This is a genomic window from uncultured Fibrobacter sp. (genome assembly GCF_946062555.1).
Lineage (GTDB): Bacteria > Fibrobacterota > Fibrobacteria > Fibrobacterales > Fibrobacteraceae > Fibrobacter.
On the sequence record NZ_CAMGVQ010000002.1, the window covers coordinates 72,598 to 88,181 of the forward strand.

Here is a 15,584-nt window from a genome sequence, read left to right on the forward strand (position 1 = left end):
CTTATCAAAAATGACTCCAAAATCAAAAAAAAACTTGACAGAGTCAAAGATATAGTATATATTTGTGCAGTGAACAGATGTTTATAATCAAAATGGTGCAAAAGGTCCTGTCATGATTGAGCAGATTCATGGAATTTTGGTTGAAAAGACCCCCACTTTCGTGGTCGTTGATGTGAACGGCGTAGGTTACGGAGTGAACATATCCGCCTACACTGCAGGCAAACTCCCCGAAGAGGGGGCCGAAGTCACGCTGTTCACAAACCTCGTCGTGCGCGAAGACTCCATGACGCTCTTCGGTTTTGCCGAAAAGACCGAAAAAAACACATTCCTGATGCTCCTAGACGTGAACGGAGTCGGCCCCAAGCTCGCCCAGCGGATATTGAGCGGAAGCACCCCGGCAGACCTTTTGAACATGATTGCAAGCGACAACAAGAGCGCCTTGGGTAAAATCAAGGGACTCGGCAAGAAAACTTGCGAGCAGATGGTCCTGTCGCTCAAGGACAAGGCGGGAGCCATGCTATCCGCCCTGGGCGGTGTAGAAGGCTCGGGAATCGCCAGTATGGGCGCACTCACGGGACCGAAGATGGAAGCGGTTCTCGCATTGCATACTCTCGGCGTGAAGGACCCCGCGGCAGAAAAGGCCGTCATGAAAGCAGCCGAAATTTTGGGTGATTCCGCCGATGCGGCAGCCCTTATCCCTGAGGCTTTGAAGTATCTTTAATAAAAAAAAGACTAAATGTCATTGCGTGCCCCCCAGGGGGTAAAGCTATCTCTAGAAGAACTTGATTATGGACGACCAGCGCATTATTTCTCCGGAACGCAGATCAGGCGACGAAAGCGATGTTGAACGAACACTTCGACCGCCTAGTCTCGAAGAGTTTACCGGACAGAAGAACATCAAAGAGAGCCTTTCGATTGCAATCGAAGCCGCCAAGCACCGTGGCGACGCGTTGGACCATTGCCTGTTCTGCGGTCCTCCGGGGCTCGGCAAGACAACCCTTGCCGGGATTATCGCGAAAGAATTGGGCGTGAACATCCATATCACGAGCGGCCCTGTCCTTGAAAAGGCGAGCGACCTTGCAGGACTCTTGACGAGTTTACAGGAAAACGATATCCTGTTTATCGACGAAATCCACCGTCTGAACCGCGTGGTCGAGGAATATCTCTATCCCGCCATGGAAGACTTCAGGCTTGATATCATGCTCGATTCCGGACCGGCGGCCAGGAGCGTGAACCTGCCGCTCAAGCATTTTACGCTGGTGGGCGCGACCACAAGAAGTGGACTTTTGACTAGCCCGCTACGAGACCGATTCGGGCTTCATTACCGACTGGAGCTTTACGACGACGATGACATCAAGAGCATCCTGATGCGCAGTGCGAAAATTCTGAATGTCGGACTCGAAGAAGACGCGGCAAGACTCTTGAGCGGACGCTGCCGTGGAACGCCGCGTATCGCTAACCGCGTGCTCCGCCGCTGCAGGGACGTGGCCCAGGTTCGCGGTACAGGAGTCATTGACCTGATGTCGGCGAGCAAGACGCTTGAAATGCTTGGAATCGACGGTGAAGGCCTCGACCACATGGACCGCAAGATTTTATCGATGATCATCGACAAGTTCGGCGGTGGCCCCGTGGGGCTGGGCACCATCGGGGCCGCGCTCGGCGAGGAGCCGGACACCCTCGAAGAAGTTTATGAGCCGTACCTTATCCGCAAAGGGCTCCTCGCGCGAACGCCGCGTGGCCGTACCGCCACGCGCACCGCCTACGAGATGCTCCACAAGAACATTCCGAAGGCACTCGCCGAATCCGGAATGCAGGAATCGCTCGACTTGTAACTAGAATCGAGCGGTCTATTGTGAGCCACAAAGCTCCAAGCGTTAAGCTGGAGCGGTGGCGAGAGCGAGACGATATCACAATTCAAAGTATGCAATAGAGTCGAGCGGTCTGTAAAGGGCGTTGCGGGATGTGCCCACAGAAGGGGTAGCAAGCAATGAAATGCTTACGAGGGGAAGGCTTTCCCCTTTCAAAAAAATCAAACGACACACTTATAACATTATGACATCTGCAGATATTGCAGTGTCATTTTTTTCTTTATAAATTCATTATCGGTGAATGTGGATGTGTTAATTGGAGGCATAATGCATCTTAAAACGACTCTTTCCGTACTCGCAATCGCGGCGGTAGCAACCATGGCTCAAGACAAAGCTTATTCCGGGGCAGAACTCTATACCAACGAAACTTGGATGTACGGTAAGTTTGAAGCCCGTATGCAAATGGCCGCCGGCTCTGGTACGGTAAGCTCCATGTTCCTCTACCACAACGATTCCTACCTGGGTGGCAATGAACCCTGGGTCGAAGTGGATATCGAAATTTTGGGCAAGAACCCAAGCAGCTTCCAGTCGAACATCATTACGGGTTACGGTCCCGGTGATGGACAACCCAACCGCAAGATTACAAGTGAAAAACACCACGCCATAAATCCGGCATCGAACCAGTCCTTCCACACTTATGGCATGGAATGGACTCCCGATTATGTTGCATGGACTCTTGACGGCCAAGTCGTTCGCAAGACTGTCAAGGGACAGGAAAGCGGTTGTAAAACCGAAAACGGAGGCCAACAACAGAGCTACTGCAGTCAGGTTCAAGACCTCGGCAAAAAACCGCAGGGTCTCCGTTTCAACCTCTGGTCTCATGAAGATGCCAGATGGGTTGGTGCATGGAACGACAACATTCTCCCCGTTTACCAGTTCATCAACTGGGTCAAGGTTTATGAATACAAGCCGGGACAGGGCGACAACGGAAGCGACTTCAAACTTCAATGGACGGACGATTTCAAGACATTCGACGCAAACCGCTGGAGCAAGGGCGATTGGACTTTTGATGGCAACCGAGTCGACATCAGCCCGAACAACATCTATGCAAAAGACGGCATGGTCATCATCGCCTTGACCAAGAAAGGCCAGGAAAGTTTCAATGGCCAGGTCCCTCAAGATCCCGAAGGGGACGCCATGCTCAACGGATCTTCGCAGCAGTCTTCTAGCAGCGAACAATTTAACCCGCCGAGTTCCAGCAGTCAGGAAAACAATCCGTTCGTGTCATCGAGTTCTTCTGCCGATCCGACCAGCATCCTCCCGACCCGCGTGAAGCTCCAGAACAAGGAAATCCGCGGAACGGTCAACGCCAAGGGCGCTCGCGTGAACCCGAATAACAAGGCCAACTACCAGGTAGACTTCAACTTCTAGAAAATCAACCAACCCCAAACAACCCCGGCCCGCATAGGAACCTCCCCTGTGCGGGTCATTTGTTTACAAACCGCGCGTGCTGCTAATAAGTCGGTTCTTCCCATTGGCTCGCGCTCTCGCCACAGCCCCTGCTTAACGCTTGGGGCTTTGTGGCTCACGACTTTTTATTAATATTTAGGTATGAAACAGCGGATTATTAAGGCTTTGCTCGACATGAACCTCGCCGAGGGCGATAGGCTCCCGTCAGTGCGTTCTATGATCAAGAGTTTTGGAGCTTCGTCGGGCACGGTGCAGGCGGCGCTTGCCGAGCTGGAATCCGCCGGAAAAATTTGCAAGATTCAAGGAAAGGGCTGCTTCTGGGGCACGTCTCCCCTGCGGAGCAAGGTTCCCTACATTCACGAGACGGTCTCCGAAAAACTCGCCAAGGCTTTCGAACGCGACTTTGCGCAAGGCTACCTGAAGCCTTCGCAGCCGCTTCCGCTTTCCAAGGAACTTTCGGCCCGCTATAACGTGTCACAAGGCACGCTCCGCAAATTCCTAGAAGAAAAGGTGACTCTGGGTATTTTGAAAAAAGAAGGTCGCCAGTATGTCTTTTACCGCAAACAGCAGCAGAAAGACGACGCTCCCCTCAGCGAGCTCATCTTTGTCACACGCTGCAACAGCTGGGGCGGATTCAGCGCCGAAAGTGAACGCGAACTGGACTTTTTGCGACTGATTTACAAGACTGCGGGTAAAAACCATTACAAGCTGACTCTGTTCGGCATCAACGATGCCACGGGCAAGCTCATTGACCGCAGCGGCAAGCCCTGCAAACTTTCGGAACATCCGAATGCCGTGGGAGCTGTGCTTTCGACACTTTTGGTGCAGAACTTCAGGCCGCTCCTGACATTTTTTGCCGAGGCCAAGTTCCCCGTAGCCGTATGGTGGGAGCACCCCATTGACGCCGTGCCCAGGAGCTTTTTGCGCAAGGACAACTGGATATTTTTCAACTCCACCTTCGGCAAGACCCCCGGCAAAGAAATCGGCCGATACCTGCTGGGCCTCGGAGTCACCGAAGTCGGTTATTTTTCTCCGTACCACAATAGCTCCTGGTCCAAGGACCGCTTGACCGGCCTCGAAGAATCGGGGCTCGTGGTGCACCCCTACGTGGACGCCGAATTCGCAAGCCCCTGGGATTACAAAGAAATCGCCCGCAAGAAAGTCGAAAAACTCTCTGTGGAAATCATGGCGCGCAGCCTCGAAAAGGACAAGCTCAAGACGCTTGCCGAACGCGCACTAGAATTCCAGGCGACAAACGGCAACAACATGCCCTGGATTTGCGTGAACGACGAGGTCGCAGGAATCTTCATGGAAATGGCCGAAGAGAACAATATGGAAATCCCGCAGCCAAACCTCGGGCCCACCTATATCGCCTTCGACAACTCCATGGAAAGCTACCTGCTGCGCATTCCCTCTTACGATTTCAACACCGACGCGCTCGTAGAACAAATCTTCTACTACATCAGCAACCCCTCGGCATTCGACGGCATCAAAAAAATCCACCACATCCTCGGGAACGTGGTGGAGAAATAATTTTTTCCGCAAATCAGTTTCTTAAACAGCGCACGGAATACATATTCGTGGCGGGATCTATGTCACGAGCGAAATCACCTGGAGGCATCAGGTGCCAACCGTAGGCATCTCCATCTTCATCTGTTGAACTCCAAAAATGCGCCGACTCCCCTAAGCCGACAAATTCATCTGTTGCACGCCCTGCCGGAATGACATCAAAGCCGTAACGGTCAGAACCGTCCCACTTGTCGCGCGATTTCAGGCTTACCCATGCAGCCTCCTTGCCGTCGCTATTTTCAATAAAGTTTTTGAAGCGGATCCATTCATCGTTTTCGGGCAAATGCCAACCAACTGGACAAGCCTTGCGTGCAGCCTCGAAAGTATATAAACGGCCGTATTTTTTGCAGTTTTCAGCTTTGTCGTCGTAACATTCCGATTCGTCCGTCTTGTAATCCAGATTTTCAGCCATCCAGGTCTTGGAGCCAATGACTACCGTACGATACTTGTGACCGTCACGATTATCAACAAACACTCCCGTCTGCGGAAGAGCTACGGCTAACGCAACGAATAAGACAATAAAAGATAAAGCTAGTTTCATACCCCGAAAATACATAAAAAGAAGCCTTTCCACCCTCAAAAAACGCTTTTTTTTAGTACAAATACGCAAAAACAGAATTTGAAAAAAGCTTTTTGTAAACTTTTTTCACCAAAAGAGAAAGAACTAACTATATTTTGCACGAATTATAAACCAATCCGCCCAAAGGAGTAAAAATGAAATCCATGAAACTTTCCGCAATCGTGCTCGGCCTTGCCGCCGCCAGCGCCCTTGCCCAGGCTGCTCCTGCAAATGCAGCCCCGGCTGCCGCACCCGCTGCACAACCCGCAGCCGAAGCCCCCAAGGCTGACGCAGCCCAACCCGCCGCCGCTCCTGCAGCACAGAGCGCCGCACCGGCCGCAGACCAGCAGGCCGTAGCCGCCGAAGAAGCCAAGAAGGCCGAAGAAGCAAAGGCTGCAGAAGAAGCCAAGAAGGCTGAAGAGGCTAAGAAAGCAGAAGAAGCCAAGAAGGCCGAAGAAGCAAAGGCTGCAGAAGAAGCCAAGAAGGCCGAAGAAGCAAAGGCTGCAGAAGATGCCAAGAAGGCTGAAGAGGCTAAGAAAGCAGAAGAAGCCAAGAAGGCAGAAGAAGCCAAGAAGGCTGAAGAAGCTAAGAAAGCAGAAGAAGCTAAGAAAGCAGAAGAAGCTAAGAAGGCCGAAGGCAACGAAGGTTCACTTGTTGACCGTCTGAACATCACCAAGGCAGATGAAGCCCCTGCAGCGAAGAAGGCCATGGAATTCAAGATTTCCGGCCAGGCCGAATTTGACGCTTACGGCCACTGGAAAAATGACGACAAGAAGGAACTGACCCACGACTACTGGTCAACTGTTGACGTGGACTTTGATGTCAAGTTCAACGAAAATTGGTCTGCCTTCGTAGAACTCGAAGCCGATGCCGACAACGAAGCCCCGGGTGTCCATTACAACGGAGCATTTGTCCAATACCAGCATAGCGAAAACGCGGTTTTCAAGTTCGGTGACCTGACCCATGCGGAAGGCGCATTCAACTACTACGACTACAATGACCCCGCAGACTATGCCGCCGGTATGAAGGAACACGACATTCGCGGTCTTGAACTCAACCTCTACGGTCTGCAGCTCGGCTTGGGCTTTGGTCGTGGCAACAATGACATCCTCACCGTCTGCGTCGATGCCGTTGACGAAAAAGGCAATCCGATTCCCAACTGCTATGCTAGCATGGGCAAGAGCTACGACGCTCATGTCGCTTACCAGTTCGACTATGCAGGTCAGTCACTGCGTCCGTTCGCACACTACAAGAGCTGGCAGGAAGCCAAGGCCAACGAACTGCACGCCGGTTTGGAAGCAGCTCTTGAATTTGGTCCGTTCGCTATCCACGCCGTTTACGGCTTGCATGCCGACCGTCTGACCGAAGACGACCCGAAGGCCACGCACGCCTTCTTGGCAGAACCGACCTTCAAGGTTTCCAATGTGAACATCAAGGGCGGTTTCTTCTACGCCCTGCTTGATGACAAGACTCCGACCGTTCACGATAACGAACTTCCCGAATACATGTTTGCCTACGGTGAAGGCGACATCAAGCTGACAGACGCCGTTACCATCGGCCTCCTCGGCGAACTGCATACAAACTCTCTTGAAGATGACACCGACCTCGGTACACTCAACTTCGGTACCCGTATCTACTTCTCTCCGGTCGACGGTCTTGACGTCACGGGCTTCGCCATGGCGATCCTCCCCATGGGGGACGACTGGGAAAAGGACGGTCACGAAGCATTCGTAAGCACCAAGGATTACGGCGAAGACCTGAACCTCTACTTCGGTGTCGAAACCGTATTCAGCTTCTAATCGAAACGATACAAGCTTAAGACCAAATCCTCCGGCTCGGCCGGGGGATTTTTTTGCACCTTTGTGCAGTAGTGTCATTTTTTTGACGAGATTTTTTACTACATTGTGTCCGTACGTTGAAATTTAAGCCTTAAAACGCATTTTTTGAATATGAGCGAAGAAATTAAAGATTCGACCCTTGGACTTTCGAACGTGAACCACCTTGAAAAACTCTACGACGGGTGGTTCCTGGACTACGCGAGCTATGTGATTTTGGACCGCGCCGTTCCTTACTACGAGGACGGACTTAAGCCGGTGCAGCGCCGCATTCTGCATTCCCTTTTCGAAAACCACGACGGCCGCTACCAGAAGGTGGCCACCATCGTCGGTCGAACCATGGCCTACCATCCGCACGGAGACGCCTCCATTGGCGATGCCCTCGTGGGCCTCGGTCAAAAGAATTTGCTGATTGACACCCAGGGCAACTGGGGTAACCCCTTCACGGGCGACCGCGCCGCAGCCCCACGTTACATCGAAGGCCGACTCACGCCGTTCGCAATCGATGTCGTATTCAACCCTGAAACGACCGAATGGATCCCGAGCTACGACGGTCGCAGCCAGGAACCGGTGACACTCCCGGTCAAGTTCCCGCTGCTCTTGGCACAAGGTGTGGACGGCATTGCCGTGGGTCTTTCGACCTCGATCCTCCCCCACAACTTCCGCGAACTCTGCGAAGCAAGCATCGCTATCCTCAAGGGAAAAAAATTTACGCTCTATCCGGATTTCTTTACCGGCGGCATCATCGATGTGAGCGACTACAACGACGGCCAGCGCGGTGGAAAGATCCGCGTGCGCGCGAAGATTGAAAAGGTCGACAACAAGACACTCGCCATCCGCGAAATTCCCTACGGCACCACTACCGTAAGCCTGATCGAAAGCATCGTGAAGGCTAACGACAAGGGTAAAATCAAGATCAAGCACGTGGACGACAACACCAGTAAAGAAGTCGAAATCCTCGTGCACCTGCAGCCGGGCACCGACCCGCAGGTCGCCATCGATGCCCTCTACACCTTTACCGACTGCGAAAAATCCATTTCGCCCTGCACCTGCGTGATCGTCGACAAGCACCCGAAATTCCTCGGCGTCTCCGACATTCTGCGCATGAACACGGAGCACACGGTCAAGCTCCTGGAATGGGAACTCGCCAACGAACTCAAACACCTCGAAGACAAATGGCACATGACCACCCTCGAAAAAATCTTCATCGAAAAGGGTGTTTACGAGGTCATCAAGAAGGCGAAGGACCGCGAGCAGATTATCAACTTCGTGCGCGAAGGCCTTATGCCCTACGTCAAGCGTCTGCACCGCAAGGAAATCACGGACGAAGAAATCGGCAAGCTCATCGAAATTCCGATCCGCCGCACCAGCTATTACGACCGTGAAAAGGCCGACCAGCTTTTGCGCGAACTCGAAGAAAGCATCGCCACCTGCAAGTACAATCAGGAACACATCACCGAATACACCATCGAGCACTTCAAGAACATCTTGAAGAAGTACGGCGAAGGCAAGGAACGCCGCACGCAGATTGCGGAATTTGGCAAGGTGGAAGCCGTGCACGTGGCTCTTGCAAACCAGAAACTTTATGTAAACCGCAAGGAAGGCTTCCTCGGCACCGGCATGAAGAAGGAAGAATACCTCTTCGACGTGTCCGAATACGACGACCTGATCGTATTCAAGGCCGACGGCAGCTTCAAGGTCGTCAAGGTCAGCGACAAGGACTTTGTGGGCAAGAACATCTTACTCGTCGAAAAGTTCAAGAAGGACGACGACCGCCACATTTACAACGTGATTCACCAGGACGGCAAGGACGGGGCCTACTACATCAAGCGATTCAACGTGGGTGGCGTTACCCGCGACAAGGATTACTTTATGGGTAAGGGCAAGCCGGGCAGCAAGATTCTTTACATGTCCAGCAACCTGAACGGCGAAGCCGAAGTCGTGGAAGTCACGCTCAAGCCGCGTCCGCGCACCAAGCTCAACTTCGAGGTGGATTTCAGCACCATCGACGTGAAGGGCCGCGGCGCCATGGGTAACATTGTGACCAAGTACCCGGTCAAGAGCATCAAGCGCGTCCGCAAGGGTGTGAGCACCTTGGGCGCCCGCGTTCTCTACTTTGACGCCCTCGCCGGCATCATCAGCACCCAGAAGAAGGGCGACCGCATCGGCGAATTCGGCGAAAAGGACAAGATTCTCATCGTCAAGGAAAACGGTACGGCCCGCGTGCACGATATGGCCGATCCGATTCTCGTGGGTACCGGTGTCAAGTACATCCATAAGTTCAATCCGGAACAGGTCTTCACGATTCTCTACTTCGAAGGTGGCAACTTCAACTACATGGTGAAGCGATTCAACTTGGAAGGCTGCCCCATGACCACGGAATTCAGCCTCGTGTCTGACCACAAGGACACGCAGATGATTGAATTCTTCGCCACCGATGACGCCCGCGAACTCATGGAATACCAGGTAGGCCGCGAAGTCCAGAAGGAAGAACTGGACCTCACCGAAGTCGCCGAAGTCAAGGGCTACAAGGCTCTGGGCAGCAAGTTCACCGCGAAGAAGGTGAAGCGCGCTACCCGAATCACTCCGCCCGACAGTTTCGACGACGGATCCAGCGAAGACGAAAGCTCCGACGAATCCGATCCGGAACTCTTTGGCTAACGGACTATAGAACTTTATACAAATTAAAATTGAACGGAAGGTCCAAATGGAATTAGGCAAATACAACCGCGCCCGCGTCGAAGAAATCATGCCGCAGGGCTACTACCTGGAACTTGAAACAGGCGGGCGCGTGCTGCTCCCCGGCAAACGGGAAGAATTCTCACTCGAGGAGGGTGAAGTTCTCGATGTATTCGTCTACATGGATTCCGAAGACCGCCCCATCGCGACCCTCGACAAGCCCTACGCGACCGTCGGTGAATTCGCAGTCCTCGAGGTCAAGGACGTGAACCGCTACGGCGCCTTCTTGGACTGGGGCCTCAACAAGGATCTGTTCCTGCCGTTCAAACAGCAACTCGGCGAGCTCCGTCGTGGAGACCGCTGCGTTGTCTACATCCTCGAAGACGACAAGAGCAACCGCATCGTCGCAACCGAAAAAATCAAGAGCTTCCTCGATACGAACACCTCGGAACTTCACCTGGGGCAGCATGTGCAGCTCGCCGCCTACGAGGTCACCCGCGACCACATCGACTTCCTCGTCGATTACCGCTACACGGGTCGCCTCATGGTCACGCCGAACACGCCGCGCATCTACATTGGCGACACGATGTCCGGTTACATCCAGCGATTCACCGAAGACGGTAAGATTACGCTGAACCTCACGCCTGTAGGCTACAAGGGCATCATGAAGAGCGAAAGTCCCGCCGCTATCCTCAAGAAACTCGAAGAAGCGGGTGGATTCCTCCCCTACGGGGACCACAGCGATCCCGAAGAGATTCGCCGCGAATTCAATATGTCCAAGAAGACTTTCAAGAAAATTCTGGGCACGCTCTTCCGCGAAGGTAAAATCGTCCTCGGCGACGACGGTTTCCGCAAATGTTAGTTGGTAGAACCTAGTTTTTTTCTAGGCTCTAAGTTCTAAGCTCTAAGCTCTAAGTTCTATTTATACTCCACCGGAACTTCGTCTTCGTTCAAGACGCGAAGCTCGATGCGGCGGTTTTTCTTGCGGCCTTCCTCGGTGCTGTTCGTCGCGCGTGGTTGCGAAGAACCGTAACCGCTTGCCGATAGACGCCCCCAGTCAATGCCGTTTTCCTTCATGTACTGCAGCACGGCATACGCACGCGCCTCCGACAGCCTCTGGTTCATCTCGTCGTCGCCTTCGGAACTGGTATGTCCCTGGATTTCAATCCTGGCCTTCGGATTTCTCTTCAGCCCCGCGATTGCCGCGTCGAGAGTCGCAAGCGAATTCGGCTCTAGTTCAGCACTCCCCGCCTTGAAGGTCACGCCGGTCAGTTCCACGCGGGTATCGTCAAAAGTCACCGTAATTCCGCCCGTACTCGCCGTCGTCGAGACATACGGCGTGTTGCCACATTCAAAATATCCAGTCAGGCTTTCACAAAAAATCGTGTAGGAATCTTCGCGCGGGATATGGAAGGTCACTTCTCCCTCGCTATCGGTGGTCACCGTAATTTTTTTCTTCGGATCATTTTGTCCAACGAACATCAGTTTCTTTTTCGCCTGCGGAACATCCTCTTCATTGGTAAAAGTCACGGTCAACACGGCGTGCGTCTTATTCGGCTCCAGATCACGGGCGCACAGCGGCTGGCCGAACGCCAACATAACGACAAACAAAGCGGCATATCCGAAACGGTTCATAAACACTCCCTTTAAAAACGCGCCAAAAATAAAAAAATTCCTTGCAAAACACATCGCATATTCTAAATTTGGAACCGAAATTAAACTTCTAAGGAGTATTCATGAACTTCAGGAAAATCGCAGCGGCCGCTCTCGCCATGGGCGTTTCCGCCTTCGCAGCCGACGTCGTCGACAACATGACCCTCAAGGGCAACGTACAGACTCAAGTCACCAAGTCCATCGCCGACGAAGACAACAACTTCAGCAGCGGCTGGATCCGCGCCAACATCGGTGGCCAGTACAAGAGCGACAACCTGGACGGAACCATCATGCTCCGCATTTTTGCTCCTGAATTCGGCAACAAGAACGTGACCGACGTATCTACCGATGCCGACGGCAAGACCAAGACCACCAAGTCCGCACAGGACAAGATTCTCGCCGACCTCTACTGGGTAAACTACAAGTGGGCCCTCGGCGCAGCCGACCAGGTCAACCTCAAAATCGGTCGCTGGAAAACTGACTGGTCGCAGTCCACCAACTTCGGTACCTATGTAGACAAGGATCTCACCAAGCGCGGTCTCTGGATGCGCGATTATAGCCACAACGCCGTTGAACTCGGCTGGAAGAGCGGCCTCAACCAGCTGAACGCCATGGTTGCCGCCAAGAACGGCACCGCCAACCAGGGCTACATCCGTATCGAAGACGACATGAAGTTCACCTTCCCGCTGGAAGTCAAGGTCGCCTACCGTTCCAACCTCGTCGACGTGGTACAGAACACCGCCTATGTGACCCACCGCGTGGCCGCCTACGCCAGCTTCAACCTCTTCCCCATTCTCCGCGCCTATGGTGAATACGCCTGCATCTACACGCAGGACGACGACATCAACACCGAAGTGGACAACTACATCGCCCCCGAATCCAAGTACTTCCAGCCGGGCATCTATTACCAGCCCTTCTACCTGGGTCTTGATTTCGCCCCGAGCGAAGGCATCCTGAACACCCTGATGAGCCACCTCATGGTCGAATGGGAATATATCAACAAGCGCGACAACCTTTATGCCGTGCCGAACCACACTTACGACGACTGGGCATGGACCGTCGCCTATGTCAAGAGCATCGGCAAGTCCAAGATCCAGCTCAGTGTCTACAGCGAAAACGAAATGAGCGACGTGGGTCTCGCCCTCCGCCTGACTAGCACGATCAAGTAATTGTTTCAAATTTAAACAAACGGTTGTGCTTTAAAAGGAGTGTTTCAAAAAGGAACATTCCTTTTTCTTTTTTACCCCGCAGGGAGGCATTTAGGCTTAAAATATTGCGGTTTTAGTAGAATTTCAACGTTTTTTTTACCCGCCCAGGCCAGCAACTTTTCTTGGCACGGAAATTGCTTGATAATGGGCGAAACAAAATAAATAGTCCAAGTTGGACTACCAATTTGGGCAAAACAGTTCAAACATTGGGTGCGAATCCACCCGTAAAAAAGGAAAAAGAAAATGATTAAGCCTCTTGCAGATCGAATCGTCGTCAAGCCGGCAGAAGCCGAACAGAAGACCTCTTCGGGTCTCTTTATCCCGGACAACGCCAAGGAAAAGCCCATGCAGGGTAAGGTCGTGGCAGTGGGCCCGGGCCGCAAGAACGACAAGGGCGAAATCGTCCCCATGGAAGTCAAGGTCGGCGACGTGGTACTTTACGGCAAGTACAGCGGAACGGAAGTCTCCGTCGATGGCGAAAACTACCTGATTGTCAAGGAATCCGACATTTTCGCAACTCTGTAGTGGTTAGTAGACAGTAGGCAGTAAACAGGTTAAGTTAGGCGGCTTCGTCGCGATTATAAAAACTAACCACCAACCACAAATCACTAACCACTCTTTCAAAATTTTAAAAAAGGAACAACAACAATGGCAAAGCAACTTAAGTTTGATGTAGCAGCTCGCGAATCCCTGATGAAGGGTGTCGACAAACTCGCCAACGCAGTTAAGGTTACCCTCGGTCCTAAGGGCCGCAACGTGATGATCGCAAAGGCCTTTGGAGCCCCGAATGTAACCAAGGACGGCGTGTCCGTCGCCAAGGAAGTGGAACTCGAAGACGCCTACGAAAATCTCGGCGCCCAAATGGCCAAGGAAGTCGCCAACAAGACTTCTGACGCTGCTGGTGACGGCACCACCACCGCTACTGTGCTTGCACAGGCTATTACTCGCGAAGGCCTGAAGAACGTGGCCGCCGGCGCAAACCCGATGGACATCAAGCGCGGTATGGACGCTGCAGTTGACGCCGTCATCGAAGAAATCGGCAAGATGGCCGTGAAGATCAACGGCAAGGAACACATTGCCCAGGTCGCCACGATTTCTGCCAACAACGACCCCGAAATCGGTGAACTCCTCGCCAACGCTATGGAAAAGGTCGGTAACGACGGTGTGATTACCATCGAAGAATCCAAGACTGCCGAAACCATCCTCGACGTTGTCGAAGGTATGCAGTTTGACCGCGGCTACCTCTCTCCGTACTTTGTCACTAACACCGACAGCATGGAAGTGGCCCTCGAAAATCCGTACATCCTGCTGTACGACAAGAAGATTTCTACCATGAAGGATTTGCTGCCGATGCTCGAACACGTGGCAAAGCAGGGCAAGTCCCTCCTCATCATCGCCGAAGACGTCGATGGCGAAGCTCTCGCGACGCTTGTCGTGAACAAGATGCGCGGCACCCTGAAGGTCGCTGCCGTCAAGGCTCCGGGCTTCGGCGACCGTCGTAAGGCAATGCTTGAAGACATCGCTATCCTCACTGGCGGTATGCTGGTTTCCGAAGACACTGGCGCCAAGCTCGAAGACGCTCCGGTGACCGTGCTCGGCCAGGCCAAGTCCATCACCATCACGAAGGACAACACCACGATTGTCGAAGGTGCCGGTGACGCAGCTTCTATCAAGGGCCGTATCGCCCAGATCAAGAAGCAGATCGAAGCTACCACCAGCGACTACGACCGAGAAAAGCTCCAGGAACGCCTGGCAAAGCTCGCCGGTGGCGTTGCAGTGATCAAGGTCGGTGCTGCTACCGAAGTTGAAATGAAGGAAAAGAAGGACCGCGTCGACGACGCTATGCACGCAACCCGCGCTGCCGTCGAAGAAGGTATCGTTCCGGGTGGTGGTGTAGCCCTCATCCGCGCCGAAAAGGCTATTGACGCCCTCAAGTTCGACAACGCCGACCAGAAGACTGGTGCCGCAATCATCCGCCGCGCTATCGAAGAACCTCTCCGCCAGATTGTCCAGAACGCTGGCCTCGAAGGCTCTGTCGTGGTGAACAAGGTGAAGGAAGGCAAGGATAGCTTCGGTTACAATGCCAAGACTGACACCTACGAAGACCTCATCAAGGCTGGCGTGATTGACCCGGCCAAGGTGACCCGTACGGCTCTCAAGAATGCATCCTCCATTGCCTCGATGATCCTCACGACTGACTGCGTGATCACCGAGAAGAAGGAACCCAAGCCGGCTGCTCCGGCCATGGACCCGGGCATGGGTGGCATGGGCGGCATGATGTAATCTGATACTTCAAAAAATCAGTCTCCTTATGGACGTCCGGTTCCTTGAACCGGGCGTTTTTTAGGAAAAAAGCGGGAGGCTGCACCGCTTGTGTTACTTCAGCAATGAAACTTCCACGGCGGGAGGCTACTCGGCTTTGACATCGTCACGGCGGGACTCACAAAGCACTTCGTGCTTTGTAGCCTCTGCTACGGCTCAGCAAAGCCCGAGCTAGCTCGGTCACTGCGTTGACGCTACGCGTCTTGTCAAACGGCTCAGTTATAGGTCTGCAAGCAGCCCTGCAACATTCGCCGTGGGGCATACTCGCCTTACGCAGAGGTCGAACCCTTCGGGTTCGCACTTCCTTAAAATTAAAAGACCCGGACACCGTTGGTGTCCGAGTCTTTTATACTCACGGCGGGAGTCGAACCCACGACCCGCTGCTTAGAAGGCAGCTGCTCTATCCAACTGAGCTACGCGAGCGAACCTCATTATAAGGTTGCACAAATATAGTCAAAAAAAGGATGTGCGTCAATGATTC

At 53.2% G+C, this 15,584-nt stretch carries 12 protein-coding genes and 1 tRNA gene; 10 read left to right on the top strand and 3 right to left on the bottom strand.

Annotated elements, in window-relative coordinates:
- Positions 1 to 112: 112 nt before the first annotated feature.
- From ruvA to Q0P86_RS00905, 4 genes are all read left to right on the top strand, one after another.
- Positions 113 to 721 (top strand): Holliday junction branch migration protein RuvA, encoded by a 609-nt coding sequence (ruvA, locus tag Q0P86_RS00890; protein WP_290990925.1) that lies wholly within the window; start codon positions 113 to 115, stop codon positions 719 to 721.
- Between the two features lie 67 nt (positions 722 to 788).
- Positions 789 to 1,832, top strand: coding sequence for a Holliday junction branch migration DNA helicase RuvB (ruvB, locus tag Q0P86_RS00895; RefSeq protein ID WP_290990928.1), 1,044 nt, complete (start codon positions 789 to 791; stop codon positions 1,830 to 1,832).
- 303 nt (positions 1,833 to 2,135) lie between these two features.
- Positions 2,136 to 3,239, top strand: a complete 1,104-nt coding sequence (locus tag Q0P86_RS00900; RefSeq protein ID WP_295036765.1) for a glycoside hydrolase family 16 protein — start codon at positions 2,136 to 2,138, stop codon at positions 3,237 to 3,239.
- 180 nt (positions 3,240 to 3,419) lie between these two features.
- Positions 3,420 to 4,811 carry a GntR family transcriptional regulator gene (locus tag Q0P86_RS00905; protein ID WP_295036768.1) on the top strand — a complete coding sequence of 464 codons (1,392 nt, stop codon included), beginning with the start codon at positions 3,420 to 3,422 and terminating at the stop codon, positions 4,809 to 4,811.
- Positions 4,812 to 4,824: 13 nt separating this feature from the next.
- On the opposite strand, the gene Q0P86_RS00910 is transcribed toward Q0P86_RS00905, so the two are convergent.
- Positions 4,825 to 5,388 (bottom strand): fibrobacter succinogenes major paralogous domain-containing protein, encoded by a 564-nt coding sequence (locus Q0P86_RS00910; RefSeq protein ID WP_291022627.1) that lies wholly within the window; start codon positions 5,386 to 5,388, stop codon positions 4,825 to 4,827.
- A 173-nt stretch (positions 5,389 to 5,561) separates the two neighbouring features.
- Here Q0P86_RS00910 and Q0P86_RS00915 point away from each other — a divergent pair, with 173 nt between their 5' ends.
- The 3 genes from Q0P86_RS00915 to Q0P86_RS00925 all read left to right on the top strand — a co-directional run bounded on the left by Q0P86_RS00915 (position 5,562) and on the right by Q0P86_RS00925 (position 10,782).
- Positions 5,562 to 7,205 (top strand): hypothetical protein, encoded by a 1,644-nt coding sequence (locus tag Q0P86_RS00915; RefSeq protein ID WP_295036771.1) that lies wholly within the window; start codon positions 5,562 to 5,564, stop codon positions 7,203 to 7,205.
- 150 nt (positions 7,206 to 7,355) lie between these two features.
- Entirely contained in the window at positions 7,356 to 9,902 is a 2,547-nt protein-coding gene (locus Q0P86_RS00920; protein WP_295036773.1) for a DNA gyrase/topoisomerase IV subunit A, read from the top strand.
- Positions 9,903 to 9,948: 46 nt separating this feature from the next.
- Positions 9,949 to 10,782, top strand: coding sequence for a S1-like domain-containing RNA-binding protein (locus tag Q0P86_RS00925; RefSeq protein ID WP_290990941.1), 834 nt, complete (start codon positions 9,949 to 9,951; stop codon positions 10,780 to 10,782).
- Between the two features lie 56 nt (positions 10,783 to 10,838).
- Here Q0P86_RS00925 and Q0P86_RS00930 read toward each other — a convergent pair whose 3' ends face one another.
- Entirely contained in the window at positions 10,839 to 11,555 is a 717-nt protein-coding gene (locus Q0P86_RS00930) for an OmpA family protein (RefSeq protein WP_072978598.1), read from the bottom strand.
- Between the two features lie 101 nt (positions 11,556 to 11,656).
- Here Q0P86_RS00930 and Q0P86_RS00935 point away from each other — a divergent pair, with 101 nt between their 5' ends.
- From Q0P86_RS00935 to groL, 3 genes are all read left to right on the top strand, one after another.
- On the top strand, positions 11,657 to 12,742 hold the full coding sequence (locus Q0P86_RS00935) for a hypothetical protein (RefSeq protein WP_290990945.1): 1,086 nt from the start codon (positions 11,657 to 11,659) through the stop codon (positions 12,740 to 12,742).
- 282 nt (positions 12,743 to 13,024) lie between these two features.
- Complete coding sequence (groES, locus tag Q0P86_RS00940; RefSeq protein WP_290990948.1) at positions 13,025 to 13,306, top strand: co-chaperone GroES; 282 nt, start codon at positions 13,025 to 13,027, stop codon at positions 13,304 to 13,306.
- Positions 13,307 to 13,429: 123 nt separating this feature from the next.
- Positions 13,430 to 15,064: a chaperonin GroEL gene (gene groL / locus Q0P86_RS00945; protein WP_291022620.1), complete on the top strand. Its 1,635-nt coding sequence runs from the start codon at positions 13,430 to 13,432 to the stop codon at positions 15,062 to 15,064.
- 388 nt (positions 15,065 to 15,452) lie between these two features.
- Here the strand turns inward: groL and Q0P86_RS00950 are convergent.
- A tRNA-Arg gene (locus tag Q0P86_RS00950) sits at positions 15,453 to 15,526 on the bottom strand.
- Positions 15,527 to 15,584 lie beyond the last annotated feature (58 nt).

Bases quoted from the DNA above. Each gene is read 5' to 3' on its own strand.
- ruvA (WP_290990925.1), top strand. From the start codon at position 113: ATGATTGAGCAGATTCATGGAATTTTGGTTGAAAAGACCCCCACTTTC.
- ruvB (WP_290990928.1), top strand. From the start codon at position 789: ATGGACGACCAGCGCATTATTTCTCCGGAACGCAGATCAGGCGACGAA.
- Q0P86_RS00900 (WP_295036765.1), top strand. From the start codon at position 2,136: ATGCATCTTAAAACGACTCTTTCCGTACTCGCAATCGCGGCGGTAGCA.
- Q0P86_RS00905 (WP_295036768.1), top strand. From the start codon at position 3,420: ATGAAACAGCGGATTATTAAGGCTTTGCTCGACATGAACCTCGCCGAG.
- Q0P86_RS00910 (WP_291022627.1), bottom strand. From the start codon at position 5,388: ATGAAACTAGCTTTATCTTTTATTGTCTTATTCGTTGCGTTAGCCGTA.
- Q0P86_RS00915 (WP_295036771.1), top strand. From the start codon at position 5,562: ATGAAATCCATGAAACTTTCCGCAATCGTGCTCGGCCTTGCCGCCGCC.
- Q0P86_RS00920 (WP_295036773.1), top strand. From the start codon at position 7,356: ATGAGCGAAGAAATTAAAGATTCGACCCTTGGACTTTCGAACGTGAAC.
- Q0P86_RS00925 (WP_290990941.1), top strand. From the start codon at position 9,949: ATGGAATTAGGCAAATACAACCGCGCCCGCGTCGAAGAAATCATGCCG.
- Q0P86_RS00930 (WP_072978598.1), bottom strand. From the start codon at position 11,555: ATGAACCGTTTCGGATATGCCGCTTTGTTTGTCGTTATGTTGGCGTTC.
- Q0P86_RS00935 (WP_290990945.1), top strand. From the start codon at position 11,657: ATGAACTTCAGGAAAATCGCAGCGGCCGCTCTCGCCATGGGCGTTTCC.
- groES (WP_290990948.1), top strand. From the start codon at position 13,025: ATGATTAAGCCTCTTGCAGATCGAATCGTCGTCAAGCCGGCAGAAGCC.
- groL (WP_291022620.1), top strand. From the start codon at position 13,430: ATGGCAAAGCAACTTAAGTTTGATGTAGCAGCTCGCGAATCCCTGATG.